The sequence below is a fragment of the Flavobacterium pisciphilum genome, assembly GCF_020905345.1.
Taxonomy (GTDB): domain Bacteria; phylum Bacteroidota; class Bacteroidia; order Flavobacteriales; family Flavobacteriaceae; genus Flavobacterium; species Flavobacterium pisciphilum.
On record NZ_JAJJMO010000001.1, the window covers coordinates 1,894,382 to 1,908,680 of the forward strand.

Genomic DNA, 14,299 nt, shown 5'->3' on the forward strand with positions numbered 1-14,299 from the left:
TCCTTTTAATTTTATATGATTCGGTTACTCTTAGCTACATTAAAAAGGAACATCACTGTCATCATCGTCATCGTCATTAAAATTGCTTCCGAAGGCTTCATTAGCTGAAGGAAGATTTTTAGTAACAAATGGATTATTATCATCTACATTCATTTTTGAAGGCAAATCATCATAATTACCAGAAAAATCATCAAGGTTATCAAATTTTCCAAGGTGTCCGATAAATTTCAATCTAACGTTTTCAATACCACCATTACGGTGTTTTGCAATCATTATCTCTGCCTGACCAGTGGTAGACGAAGCTTCATCATCATCCCATTCTTCAATTTTATAATATTCTGGTCGGTATAAAAACGAAACAATATCGGCATCCTGCTCAATTGCTCCAGATTCACGAAGATCCGATAGTAAAGGACGTTTACTAGATCCACGCGTCTCTACCGCACGGGATAGCTGAGAAAGTGCAATCACTGGAACGTTAAGTTCCTTAGCTAAAGCTTTTAAGTTACGAGAAATTGTTGAGATCTCCTGCTCACGATTTCCTCCTCCTTTACTATTTCCTCCAGCAGTCATCAACTGCAAATAATCAACAATGATGATTTTGATACCGTGTTGAGAAACCAAACGACGGCATTTTGCTCTTAAATCAAAAATAGAAAGTGATGGAGTATCATCAATAAACAAAGGTGCTTTTTCTAAGTTCTTTACTTTGGTACTCAACATGGTCCATTCATGAGGCTCTAATTTACCTGTACGTAATTTCTCTGATGACAATCCTGTTTCAGACGAAATTAACCTTGTTATCAACTGAACTGAAGCCATCTCCAGAGAGAATAATGCTACTGCATGTCCAAAATCGATGGCTATATTTCTTGCCATTGAAAGTACAAATGCAGTTTTCCCCATCGCTGGTCTAGCTGCAATAATAATTAAATCACTTGGTTGCCATCCAGAAGTCAGTTTATCTAAATTAGTAAAACCAGTTTCAACACCACTTAATCCTTCTTGCTTAGAAATCTCTTCAATACGTTTCTTTGCTTGTAAAACTAAACTCTGAGCAGTTTCAGAACTACGTTTAATATTTCCTTGTGTAACCTCGTATAATTTTGACTCGGCTTGATCTAATAAATTAAAAACGTCTGTAGTTTCATCATACGATGCTTCAATAATTTCTGAAGAGATTCGAATCAAACTACGCTGAATAAATTTTTGAAGTATAATTCGCGAGTGAAATTCAATGTGGGCCGAAGATGCAACTTTTTGTGTAAGTTGAATTAAGTAAAAATCTCCTCCAGCTAAATCTAACTTACCATTTTTCTTAAGTTGCGACGAAACGGTTAATAAGTCAATCGGTTGTGTTTCGGTAAAAAGCTGAATAATTGCTTCAAAAATATATTTATGAGCATCCTTATAAAAAGCATCTGCTTGCAAAATATCAATTACATCATCAACACCTTTTTTATCAATCATCATTGCCCCAAGCACGGCCTCTTCTAAGTCCAGCACCTGTGGGGGAAGTTTCCCTTTTTCTAAATTAATAATTGCGGTTTTATCGACCTTAATTGGGTTTATATTTTTGAAGTTTTCCATATAGCGAATGTAACAAAATTTAGAAAAGAAAAGTCATCTACTTGTTACGAATAATTGTTTATAAGTTAATGTATATTGTTTAAAACCAAAAAAAAATCCGAAACAATAAGGCTTCGGATTTTTTATAAATTTGTAAGAATTTACTCTTTGAATTCGCCCATTTTACTGTATTTGTCCATTCTTTGGGCAATTAAGTCAGCTGTTGATAAGTCTTTCAATTCATTGTATCCTTTAGTGATATATTGTACAACAGTTGCAAATGTAGTTTCTCTGTCATAATGAGCTCCACCTAATGGTTCTGGAATAACATCATCAACTAATTTTTGCTTTTTCATATCTGAAGAAGTCAATTTTAATGCTTCTGCAGCTTTCTCTTTATATTCCCAGCTTTTCCATAAGATAGAAGAACATGATTCTGGAGAAATTACTGAATACCAAGTATTCTCAAGCATATATACTCTATCTCCTACTCCTATTCCTAAAGCTCCTCCTGAAGCTCCTTCTCCCACTATGATAGTGATAATAGGCACTTTTAAACGTACCATCTCAAAGATATTTCTAGCAATTGCTTCTCCTTGTCCTCTTTCTTCTGCTTCTAACCCTGGGTAAGCACCTGGAGTATCTACTAAGGTTAAAACAGGAATACCAAATTTTTCTGCCATTTTCATTAATCGCAAAGCTTTACGGTATCCTTCTGGATTTGCCATACCAAAATTACGGTATTGACGTGTTTTAGTGTTGTATCCTTTTTGCTGACCAACAATCATAAATGATTGTCCATCTATTTTTCCTAAACCACCAACCATTGCTTTGTCATCTTTAAAACCTCTGTCTCCATGAAGTTCTAAGAAAGTATCACCACACATAGCCTTAATATAATCTAATGTATAAGGTCTATTTGGATGTCTCGACAATTGCACACGCTGCCAAGCCGTTAGGTTTTTATATATACTCCTTTTAGTTTCTTCTAATTTCTTATTAATTTGTTTGCACGTTGGCGTTACATCAACATCTGATTCTTTCCCAATGATAACACACTTTTCTAACTGCTCTTCTAATTCTTTGATTGGAAGTTCAAAATCTAAATATTCCATAGGATTTTTTGAATTTTTGTTTTTAAATCGAACCGCAAATATAAAAATATTATATTGTTTGGCGTGTTTATTTAGTATTAAAGTATAAAAAAATAAAGAGTAAAAAAGTTAAAAAATTATACTTTATCATCTTTTTTATAGTGTTTAAAAACACCATTTAATATAACTGTGATTACAATTATTATTGCACCAATATAAAACTCAGTGCTCATTTTCTCTTTTCCACCAAGAATAAAATAAGCTAAAATAATTCCGTAAACTGGCTCTAAATTAGTTGTGAGCATAACTGTATATGGTGTGAGCTTCCTCATTACTTTCACCGATGCAGTAAATGCATATGCAGTACACACTGAAGCTAAAAGCAGTATCAACAGCCAGTTATTAACTGATAAAGTAAAAAAATCTGCAGTAAATTTACCTTGAAATAAAAAGTAAATAGATATAAAAAAAACACCTGCTCCAAATTCATAAAAGGTAATAACTGATGGTTCATGATCTGCAATTAACTTCCCATTCATTAATGTAAATAAAACTCCTAAAATTATAGAAGCTAGAGCATAATACATTCCACTTAAGTAGTGAACTTCAACTTGCATTATCAAGGCTAAGCCTGCAATAATAATCAACCCAAAGAAAACTTCATACCATAACACTTTTCTTCCAAAAAAAATTGGCTCCAATAAAGATGCAAAAAAAGCACCTAATGAAAATATAGAAAGTGTTATCGAAACATTGGAAACATGAATTGCCCTGAAAAAAAATATCCAATGCAAAGCAATTAACAATCCAACAAAAATTAACTTAAAAAAAGCTTTTACTGGTACCTTAAAAGATTCTTTTTTATATACAATAAATGCACCTAAAAAAATCCCTGCTAAAAGCATTCGATACCAAACTAAAGCTTCTGCATTTATAGTAATTAATGCTCCTAAAATAGCCGTAAATCCCCATATAAAAACTATAAAATGAAGACTTAAATAACTTTTTAATTTATCGTTTTGCATTACGTAATAAGTAAATTGCTAGAATTCCAAAAGCTATATTCGGGAACCAAACAGCAAATAATGGTGAGAAAGTCGATTTTTCGGCTAGTGTACCGAATATTTTATCAAAAAACACAAAAGCAAAAGCAAGTGCGATTCCTATTGCTAAATTTGTTCCCATTCCACCACGACGTTTCATCGAGGAAACAGCAACTGCTATAATTGTTAAAATAAATGCTGAAACAGGTACACTTATTTTTTTATACAAGACAACTAGATATACATTAATGTCTCCTGAACCTCGTTTCTTTTCTTTTTCAATAAAATCGTATAATTTACCAATACTTAAAGTTTCTGCAATATAAACAACAGGAGTTAAGTCTTCTAAATCGAATGTAAATACCGCTTTTTTCTCTGGTGCTTTTTCAATTTTATCATCTAGCTCCCCTAGGGTTCTTTTTGTATAATCATACATCGTATAAGTACTATCCTTAGGATTCCACTGAATACGACTTGCAGTAATTTTAGAAACTAACTTTTCTCCTTTAAATTTTTCTAATGTAAAATTAAAAGCAGTCTTAGAAACATCATTAAAACTATTTACATAAATAAATTCATTGTCATTTATCTGTCTGTATACATTGGTATTATTACCATGCATAGCTTCCTTCCCTCCTCCTTTGAGATAGGTATACCGAAAATTATTAAAGCCCTCACTTGCTGCTGGAACAATATAAAATCCCATCAATAAAACAAATATCGAGACAATCGAAGCACCTATGACATAAGGCCGTAAAAATCGTGAAAAAGATATCCCTGAACTAAGTATAGCAATAACCTCTGTATTATTAGCTAATTTTGAAGTAAACCAAATTACCGATAAAAACAAAAATATCGGAAACAAAGAGTTCGCAAAGTAAATGGTAAAATTATAATAGTAGACAACAATATCCAAAAATGGAATTTTGTTCTCTAGCATTTTATTAATCTTCTCCGAAACATCAATTACAATCCCAATTGGAATAAATAACAACAACATCACTGTAAAAGTTGCTAAATATCTCTTTAAGATGTATTTGTCTATTATTGTCAGCATATATCTTTTATGTTTCATATTTCAAATTTCATGTTACCTCCGTAACCTTGAAACTTAAAACCAAAAAAACTTTAAACTTTTTATAGTCTTTGACTCATATTCTTAACCATCATTTCTTTCCATGGTCTAAAATCTCCTGCTAAGATATGTTTTCTTGCTTCACGAACCAACCACATATAAAAACCAAGATTATGAATAGTAGCGATTTGTTTTCCCAAATACTCATTGGCAGCAAACAAATGACGCAAATAAGCTTTTGTATATTCTGTATCTACAAATGTAATCCCCATTTCATCAATTGGAGAAAAATCTGCTTCCCACTTTTTATTCTTGATATTTATTGTCCCATTTGCAGTAAACAACATTCCGTTTCTTGCGTTACGTGTTGGCATAACACAATCAAACATATCAATACCCAAAGCAATATTTTCTAAGATATTAATTGGTGTTCCAACACCCATTAAATAACGAGGTTTATCTTCTGGCAATATTTCACAAACCACTTCTGTCATCGCATACATTTCTTCTGCTGGCTCTCCTACCGATAATCCACCGATAGCATTTCCTTGTTGCCCAGCATTAGCAATATATTCTGCCGACTGGCGACGTAAATCTTTATATGTACTTCCTTGAACTATAGGAAAAAAAGTTTGCTCATAACCATATTTAAAAGGCACTTTATCCAAATGATTAATACAACGATCTAACCAACGGTGTGTCATATGCATAGAACGTTGTGCATAACGGTAATCACAAGGATATGGTGTACATTCATCAAAAGCCATAATAATATCAGCACCAATGGTACGCTGAATTTCCATTACATTCTCTGGAGTAAAGAAATGGTAAGAACCATCAATATGTGATTTAAATTTCACACCTTCTTCTTTAATTTTTCTATTTGCAGATAATGAATACACTTGGTACCCACCAGAATCTGTCAATATATTTCTATCCCAGTTCATAAACTTATGCAAACCACCAGCTTTTTCAAGAATTTCTGTTTGTGGACGCAAATACAAATGGTATGTATTTCCAAGAATAATATCTGGATTTATATCATTTTTTAACTCCCTTTGGTGCACCCCTTTAACCGAAGCAACAGTACCAACAGGCATAAAAATAGGAGTTTCAATAACTCCGTGATCAGTAGTAATACTTCCCGCTCTAGCTTTAGATTGCGGATCTTTCTGTAATAAATCAAACTTCATATACACGTTTTTCAGTCGGCAAAGATAGTCTAATTTGAAAATTAGATAATTACATAAATCAAAAAATTAAAGATGTTTTATGAATTAATTTGGGCATATCCCTTCGGGTCGGGCTATTCGCTATATCTTTTGCTTAATTTTATTACGCAAAAGGATGTCGCACCTATCCCTTATGCAAAAAAAATCACCTAAATTTGAATTGCAATCATTGAATACAAATCGACCAGAATGAATTTATCACAAAAATTAGGATTCCCCGAAGACAGCAAACTATTAATCATTCATGCCGATGATGCTGGATTATCACATTCTGAAAATAGAGCAACAATTCAATCACTTCAAAACGGAATGGTGAATTCTTATAGCATTATGGTGCCTTGTCCATGGTTTTACGAAATGGCAAACTTTGCCATAGACAATCCACATTTTGACAATGGAATCCATTTAACACTTACTTGCGAATGGGAAAATTATAAATTTGGTCCAATATTACCCATTGCCGAAGTTTCATCATTAGTAGACAAAAATGGTTATTTTCATAAGAATAGAGCTGCCTTTGTAAATAATGCAAAACCAAATGAAATAGAAAAAGAGCTTCATGCTCAAATTCATAAAGCTCTTCATTTCGGATTAAATCCGACTCATCTCGATTCACATATGTGTAGCGTTGGAGTAACACCCGAAATTTTAGAAATCTACAAAAAATTAGGCAAGACATATAACTTACCTGTTTTCATTAATAAACAATTCATAGAATCAGTAAGCTTATCTGACGAAAAATACAATTATGAAAACACACTACTAGCCGACAATCTTCTTATTGGAAATTTTACTGACTTTGAAAAAGGAGAGCTTAAAAAATCTTATGAAAAAGCTTTAGAAAATACAAAACCAGGATTTAATGTCTTCTTGCTTCATCCTGCATTTGATGATAGTGAAATGCAGGGAATCGCAAAAAATCATCCCAATTTCGGTTCAGAATGGAGACAAATAGACCTCGATTATTTCACAAGTGAAGAATGTAAATCCAAAATCAAAGAAAACAACATACAATTAATCACTTGGAGAGAGATACAAAAAATCATCTAATCAAAATTACCTTTAAACTAAAACAAACGCTTTTTTTAGATATTATTTATGTTTTTTATCATAAAAACATACCAAGTTCATATATTTACTTTAAATAAAAAGAGAATAGAAACTAAACCAAATAAACACTATAATCTAAACAAAATGAATTTACCTTGCAAAAACTGCGACCAAGACTTTACAGGTAATTACTGCAATAACTGCGGACAATCAACCGAAACCCACAGATTGAATTTTCATTTCTTATGGCATGACATACAGCATGGGCTTTTTCATTTTGATAAAGGCGTATTGTACACTGCAAAGCAATTACTAACAAGACCAGGCGCCTCTATCAGAGAGTTTCTGGAAGGCAAAAGAGTAAAGCATTTTAAGCCTCTATCTCTCGTGATTATCTTGGCAACTATTTATGGTCTTTTATATCATTCCTTTCATATTAACATATTCAACGAAGTCGACCTTGGCAATTCACCAAATGAAAAAGTAATCTTTGAAAAAATTAATGAATGGATGTCCTCCCATTTTGCTTGGGCAACACTAATTACCATTCCTTTTTATGCCTTGGCAACTCTTATAACTTTTAGAAAACAAGGATATAATTTCATAGAACATTTAGTTCTCAATTCCTTTCTAGCTGCACAAAGACTTATTGTACATATCACAACATTTCCTCTTATTTATATTTATAATGGCACCCCATCTATAAGCAAAATAATGGCAATTATTACTTTTATAGACTTCGCATTAATGATTTGGGGATACACCCAATTTTTCAACAAAATAACAAAAGTAAAATCCTTTTTATTATCCATATTAAGCTATATCATTTTTTTCATCAGTATTTTCATATCAAGTATGATTATTGGAATCCTTGTGAAGTTAATTCTAAAACCATAACAATAATAAATATTTTCAAATATTACAAAGCCTGCCCAGTTTCTCTAAGCAGGCTTTTTTATAAATTCTACACTCAAAATTATAAACCCTGATAATCAACAACTGCACTTAATTAGAATCTTAAATATTCAAAAAATCATTTGTCTTAACCCCAAATAAAAATTACATTTGCAATAGTTTAACTTTTACACATAAAATGAAGCCTAACACACAACAATTAAGCGATTTAACTATCCAAGTAAGAAGAGATATTCTTCGAATGGTACATGCTGTCAACTCAGGACACCCAGGTGGGTCATTAGGTTGTACTGAATTTTTGGTGTCTTTATACCAAAATATCATGGACCGCAAAGAAGGTTTTGATATGGACGGGATTGGAGAAGATCTTTTCTTCCTTTCAAATGGCCATATTTCTCCAGTATTTTATAGCGTTTTAGCAAGAAGCGGTTATTTTCCAATTTCAGAATTAGCAACTTTTAGATTGCTTAACTCTCGTTTACAAGGGCATCCTACAACTCACGAAGGATTACCAGGAGTTCGTATTGCTTCAGGTTCATTAGGACAAGGATTATCTGTAGGAATTGGAGCTGCACAAGCTAAAAAACTAAATGGTGACAATCACATTGTATACACATTACATGGTGATGGAGAATTACAAGAAGGACAAAACTGGGAAGCTATCATGTATGCTTCTGCAAAAAAAGTAGACAACCTTATTTCGACTATCGATCTAAACGGAAAACAAATTGATGGAACTACAGATGAAGTTTTAGCAATGGGAAGCATTCGTGCTAAATTTGAAGCTTTTGATTGGGATGTTATCGACATTAAAGAAGGAAACAATATCGATGCTATATTAGCTGGTATGGCAGATGCCAAATCAAGAACTGGAAAAGGAAAACCTGTTTGTGTTTTATTACATACTGAAATGGGGAATGGTGTTGATTTTATGATGCATACACATGCTTGGCATGGTAAAGCTCCAAATAATGAGCAATTAGAAAATGCTTTAAATCAAAACACATCAACTTTAGCAGATTATTAAAAAAGCATTCAGTCTTTATACAATAAGCTATTATCTTATTATCTATAAAGTCTATTGCTTATAGCAACAAAAAAATGAAAAAATACACAAATACAGGAAGTAAAGATACTCGTTCAGGTTTTGGAGCGGGAATGACTGAATTAGGTCAAAAAAACGAGAATGTTGTTGCATTATGTGCTGATTTAATTGGTTCATTAAAATTTGATGACTTCAAGAAAAATCACCCAGAGCGTTTTTTCCAAATCGGAATTGCAGAAGCAAACATGATTGGAATTGCAGCAGGTTTAACTATCGGGGGTAAAATTCCATTTACAGGAACTTTCGCTAACTTTTCTACAGGAAGAGTTTACGACCAAATCCGTCAATCTGTAGCTTATTCAGATAAAAATGTAAAAATATGCGCCTCTCACGCTGGTTTAACACTAGGAGAAGACGGTGCAACACACCAAATCTTAGAAGATATTGGTTTAATGAAAATGTTGCCAGGAATGACTGTTATCAATACTTGTGATTACAATCAAACTAAAGCTGCAACACTTGCTTTAGCAGATCACCATGGTCCTGCATATTTACGTTTTGGACGTCCAGTTGTACCAAACTTTACTCCTGCTGACGAGCCTTTCGTAATCGGAAAAGCAATTTTATTAAATGAAGGTACTAATGTAACGATTGTTGCTACTGGGCATTTAGTTTGGGAAGCTCTTATTGCTGCAGAAGCATTAGAAGCAAAAGGAATCTCTGCTGAAGTAATCAATATTCACACAATCAAACCTCTTGATGAAGAAGCAATATTAAAATCTTTAGCAAAAACAAAATGTATTGTTACTGCAGAAGAGCACAACATACTTGGAGGTCTTGGAGAAAGCGTTTCTAGAGTATTAGCTTTAAACAATCCAGCACCACAAGAATTTGTAGCTGTTAATGATAGTTTTGGAGAATCAGGTACTCCTGAGCAATTAATGGAAAAATACAAATTAAACAATCAAGCTATTGTTGAAGCTGTAGAAAGAGTTATCAAAAGAAAATAATTTTCTTTTATACATTTTTATACATAAAACTAAAAACCTGCTCAATCGAGCAGGTTTTTTTATGCCTATATATTAAATGAACAGTAATTAATTAAAACTACTTACAAGACATATTATTTTATTTTTGAATAGTTGCTTACAAAGACAGAAATACTCTTTACAAAGCTCTTATTTCGCAAAATCATATAATAAGAACAGAAGAAACTTTATCATACTTTGTGTTAGCTTCTTTATGTGATTCTTCCTCCGTCGGAATGACAAGTTTGCGCATAAAGTAGCCCTACAATCCAGATTCCTTTGCAGCTTTGCAGCTCTGAACCTTTGCGTCTTTAAAATTAACATACTTTGTGTTAGCTTCTTTATGTGATTCCTCCTTCGTCGGAAGAACAAGTTTAGGGAGAGAACTTTGTCACTATGCTTAAAACTTAGCTCCTTAGAGCCTCGGTAGCTCAGAGCCTTAAAAGAACCTTTGTCACTTTTTAAAAATGCGATTCCTCCTTCGTCGGAATGACAAGTTTGGGGAGAGAACTTTGTCACTATGCTTATAAAACTTAGCACCTTAGAGCCTCAGTACCTCAGAGCCTTAAAAGAACCTCTGTCCCTTCCCTAAAAAAAGTTTAAAACAAAAAAAATCCCCATCAAATTCATGATGAGGATTCTAAAGAAAGGCGACGACATACTCTCCCACATAACTGCAGTACCATCTGCGCAGGCGGGCTTAACTACTCTGTTCGGGATGGGAAGAGGTGAGCCCCGCCGCAATAACCACCTTAAGGTCGTTAGTTGCTTTGGACAACTTTTCAATCGTTTGTTATCATCTAGGATAACAACCAATCAAACAATATCTTAACATACTGAGATAAAGAAACATAAATACTTTTAGAAAGTTTCTCCCCCACACCGAAGTGTGGGGAAAAGCGTACATAAGCTTACGGATTATTAGTACTACTCGACTATGACATTACTGCCTTTACATCTATAGCCTATCAACGTGGTCATCTCCCACGATCCTTAAAAGAAATCTCATCTTGTGGTGGGTTTCGCGCTTATATGCTTTCAGCGCTTATCCCTTCCAAACGTAGCTACTCTGCGGTGCTCCTGGCGGAACAACAGATACACTAGAGGTTTGTCCAATTCGGTCCTCTCGTACTAGAATCAGATCCACTCAAATTTCTTGCGCCCACAGTAGATAGAGACCGAACTGTCTCACGACGTTCTGAACCCAGCTCGCGTGCCACTTTAATGGGCGAACAGCCCAACCCTTGGGACCTTCTCCAGCCCCAGGATGTGACGAGCCGACATCGAGGTGCCAAACCCCCCCGTCGATATGAGCTCTTGGGGGAGATCAGCCTGTTATCCCCGGCGTACCTTTTATCCTTTGAGCGATGGCCCTTCCATGCGGAACCACCGGATCACTATGCTCTACTTTCGTACCTGATCGACCTGTATGTCTCTCAGTCAAGCTCCCTTATGCCATTGCACTCTACGCACGGTTACCAAGCGTACTGAGGGAACCTTTAGAAGCCTCCGTTACTCTTTTGGAGGCGACCACCCCAGTCAAACTACCCACCAAGCAATGTCCCCCGCAACGCGGGGTTAGGCCTCAGATAAACAAAGGGTTGTATTTCAACAATGACTCCACAACGCCTAGCGACGCCACTTCACAGTCTCCAACCTATCCTACACATCATTTATCCAAGGTCAATACTAAGCTATAGTAAAGGTGCACAGGGTCTTTTCGTCCCACTGCGGGTAAGCGGCATCTTCACCGCTACTACAATTTCACCGAGCTCATGGCTGAGACAGTGTCCAGATCGTTACACCATTCGTGCAGGTCGGAACTTACCCGACAAGGAATTTCGCTACCTTAGGACCGTTATAGTTACGGCCGCCGTTTACTGGGGCTTCAATTCAATGCTTCTCCGAAGATAACATCTCCTCTTAACCTTCCAGCACCGGGCAGGTGTCAGGCCCTATACTTCATCTTACGATTTTGCAGAGCCCTGTGTTTTTGATAAACAGTCGCCTGGACCTCTTCACTGCGGCCAGCATTGCTGCTGGCGACCTTTCTCCCGAAGTTACAGGTCTATTTTGCCTAATTCCTTAGCCATGAATCTCTCGAGCACCTTAGGATTCTCTCCTCGACTACCTGTGTCGGTTTGCGGTACGGGTACTTATTACCTGAAGTTTAGAGGTTTTTCTTGGAAGCCCTTAGGCGCACTATCTCTTTGACCGAAGTCTCCGAGTACTATCGTATTTCCCCAAGCCGTGTGGATTTGCCTGCACAGCTTATAGGTAGGTACTTCAACGAACTATTCCGTCAGTTCGCGGCGCTTTCATCACTCCGTCACCCCATCACAGTAATAAGTAGTACGGGAATATTAACCCGTGGTCCATCGACTGTCCCTTTCGGGTTCGCCTTAGGTCCCGACTAACCCACAGCTGATTAGCATAGCTGTGGAAACCTTAGTCTTTCGGTGTGCGGGTTTCTCGCCCGCATTATCGTTACTTATGCCTACATTTTCTTTTCTAACCAGTCCAGCATACCTTACGATACACCTTCAACCCTGTTAGAATGCTCCCCTACCACTTTGACCTAAGTCAAAATCCATAGCTTCGGTAATATGTTTATGCCCGATTATTATCCATGCTCGTCCGCTCGACTAGTGAGCTGTTACGCACTCTTTAAATGAATGGCTGCTTCCAAGCCAACATCCTAGCTGTCTGGGCAGACAAACCTCGTTCTTTCAACTTAACATATATTTGGGGACCTTAGCTGATGGTCTGGGTTCTTTCCCTCTCGGACTTGGACCTTAGCACCCAAGCCCTCACTGCTGAGAAACATTATATAGCATTCGGAGTTTGTCAGGAATTGGTAGGCGGTGAAGCCCCCGCATCCAATCAGTAGCTCTACCTCTATATAACTTTAAATTCAGCGCTGCACCTAAATGCATTTCGGGGAGTACGAGCTATTTCCGAGTTTGATTGGCCTTTCACCCCTACCCACAGGTCATCCGAAGACTTTTCAACGTCAACCGGTTCGGTCCTCCACTGTGTGTTACCACAGCTTCAACCTGCCCATGGGTAGATCACACGGTTTCGCGTCTAACACTACTGACTAAAGCGCCCTATTCAGACTCGCTTTCGCTACGGATCCGTGGCTTAACCACTTATCCTTGCCAGCAACGTTAACTCGTAGGCTCATTATGCAAAAGGCACGCCGTCACCCCACGAAAGGGCTCCGACCGCTTGTAAGCGTATGGTTTCAGGATCTATTTCACTCCGTTATTCACGGTTCTTTTCACCTTTCCCTCACGGTACTGGTTCACTATCGGTCTCTCAGGAGTATTTAGCCTTAGCGGATGGTCCCGCCAAATTCAGACAGGGTTTCACGTGCCCCGCCCTACTCAGGATACCACTATCCTTTACACTCATTACCTATACGGGACTATCACCCTCTATGGTTCTACTTTCCAGTAGATTCTAATTCTTTGTGCAAGAAATGTCGTGGTCCTACAACCCCAACATTGCCGTAACAACATTGGTTTGGGCTAATCCGCGTTCGCTCGCCACTACTTACGGAATCACTTTTGTTTTCTTCTCCTCCGCCTACTTAGATGTTTCAGTTCAGCGGGTTTGCCCACCTATCGGTGTACTATGTCTTCAACATAGTGGGTTGCCCCATTCAGGTATTTACGGATCAATTCGTGTGTGCCGATCCCCGTAACTTTTCGCAGCTTATCACGCCTTTCATCGCCTCTGAGAGCCAAGGCATCCCCCATACGCCCTTATTTTGCTTATTGTACCAGCCTTAAAATTAATTAAGACCGTTTTCTTTATTTACAGTATTACTACCGTCAATAAAAAATGCTTTCTACTTTTTATTATTTTCTTATCTCAATATGTCAATGAACTTTTTTCCTTTCGGAATAGTGGAGAATAACGGAGTCGAACCGTTGACCTCCTGCGTGCAAGGCAGGCGCTCTAGCCAGCTGAGCTAATCCCCCAATTTCAATTTTAGAATTTTGAATTCAGATTTTAAACCCTATTTCAGATTCAATTTCTTTTGGTGAATTCCAACTTCTAGAATTTCCTTTTTTTTAAGTTTAAAATAGTAGTCCCGGGCAGACTCGAACTGCCGACCCCTACATTATCAGTGTAGTACTCTAACCAGCTGAGCTACGAGACTCTGTTTTTACTTAAATTGTATTATTTGAACTAACAGCAGAGTAATATAATCTTTAGAGATGTAACAAATAGACATTT

Annotated in this window: 9 protein-coding genes, 2 tRNA genes and 2 rRNA genes; 4 read left to right on the top strand and 9 right to left on the bottom strand. The window is 36.4% G+C overall.

Annotated elements, in window-relative coordinates; genetic code table 11:
• Nucleotides 1-39: 39 nt before the first annotated feature.
• The 5 genes from dnaB to tgt form a co-directional block, all read right to left on the bottom strand.
• Entirely contained in the window at nucleotides 40-1,590 is a 1,551-nt protein-coding gene (dnaB, locus tag LNQ49_RS07630) for a replicative DNA helicase (protein ID WP_229988071.1), read from the bottom strand.
• Nucleotides 1,591-1,730: 140 nt separating this feature from the next.
• Nucleotides 1,731-2,684, bottom strand: a complete 954-nt coding sequence (locus LNQ49_RS07635) for an acetyl-CoA carboxylase carboxyltransferase subunit alpha (protein WP_229988072.1) — start codon at nucleotides 2,682-2,684, stop codon at nucleotides 1,731-1,733.
• Between the two features lie 116 nt (nucleotides 2,685-2,800).
• Nucleotides 2,801-3,688 carry a DMT family transporter gene (locus tag LNQ49_RS07640; RefSeq protein ID WP_229988073.1) on the bottom strand — a complete coding sequence of 296 codons (888 nt, stop codon included), beginning with the start codon at nucleotides 3,686-3,688 and terminating at the stop codon, nucleotides 2,801-2,803.
• Nucleotides 3,675-4,763 carry an LptF/LptG family permease gene (locus tag LNQ49_RS07645; protein ID WP_229988074.1) on the bottom strand — a complete coding sequence of 363 codons (1,089 nt, stop codon included), beginning with the start codon at nucleotides 4,761-4,763 and terminating at the stop codon, nucleotides 3,675-3,677. The genes LNQ49_RS07640 and LNQ49_RS07645 overlap by 14 nt, the downstream gene beginning before the upstream one ends.
• An 80-nt stretch (nucleotides 4,764-4,843) precedes the next feature.
• Nucleotides 4,844-5,974: a tRNA guanosine(34) transglycosylase Tgt gene (gene tgt, locus LNQ49_RS07650; protein WP_229988075.1), complete on the bottom strand. Its 1,131-nt coding sequence runs from the start codon at nucleotides 5,972-5,974 to the stop codon at nucleotides 4,844-4,846.
• A gap of 228 nt (nucleotides 5,975-6,202) precedes the next feature.
• Between tgt and LNQ49_RS07655 the strand changes: the two genes are divergently transcribed.
• From LNQ49_RS07655 to LNQ49_RS07670, 4 genes are all read left to right on the top strand, one after another.
• Nucleotides 6,203-7,063, top strand: a complete 861-nt coding sequence (locus LNQ49_RS07655) for a polysaccharide deacetylase family protein (RefSeq protein WP_229988076.1) — start codon at nucleotides 6,203-6,205, stop codon at nucleotides 7,061-7,063.
• A gap of 144 nt (nucleotides 7,064-7,207) precedes the next feature.
• The gene (locus LNQ49_RS07660) at nucleotides 7,208-7,960 is read left to right on the top strand and encodes a DUF3667 domain-containing protein (protein ID WP_229988077.1); all 753 of its coding nucleotides are present in this window, start codon (nucleotides 7,208-7,210) and stop codon (nucleotides 7,958-7,960) included.
• A 196-nt stretch (nucleotides 7,961-8,156) separates the two neighbouring features.
• Nucleotides 8,157-9,005, top strand: coding sequence for a transketolase (locus tag LNQ49_RS07665; RefSeq protein WP_229988078.1), 849 nt, complete (start codon nucleotides 8,157-8,159; stop codon nucleotides 9,003-9,005).
• 74 nt (nucleotides 9,006-9,079) lie between these two features.
• A complete protein-coding gene (locus LNQ49_RS07670) occupies nucleotides 9,080-10,033 on the top strand; it encodes a transketolase family protein (RefSeq protein ID WP_229988079.1) in 954 nt (317 codons plus the stop codon).
• A 663-nt stretch (nucleotides 10,034-10,696) separates the two neighbouring features.
• Here LNQ49_RS07670 and rrf read toward each other — a convergent pair.
• The 4 genes from rrf to LNQ49_RS07690 all read right to left on the bottom strand — a co-directional run bounded on the left by rrf (nucleotide 10,697) and on the right by LNQ49_RS07690 (nucleotide 14,222).
• Nucleotides 10,697-10,806 (bottom strand): 5S ribosomal RNA (gene rrf / locus LNQ49_RS07675).
• 146 nt (nucleotides 10,807-10,952) lie between these two features.
• Nucleotides 10,953-13,836: ribosomal RNA gene (locus LNQ49_RS07680) — 23S ribosomal RNA — on the bottom strand.
• Nucleotides 13,837-13,966: 130 nt separating this feature from the next.
• Nucleotides 13,967-14,040 (bottom strand) — tRNA-Ala (locus LNQ49_RS07685).
• A gap of 108 nt (nucleotides 14,041-14,148) precedes the next feature.
• A tRNA-Ile gene (locus LNQ49_RS07690) sits at nucleotides 14,149-14,222 on the bottom strand.
• Nucleotides 14,223-14,299: the final 77 nt, after the last annotated feature.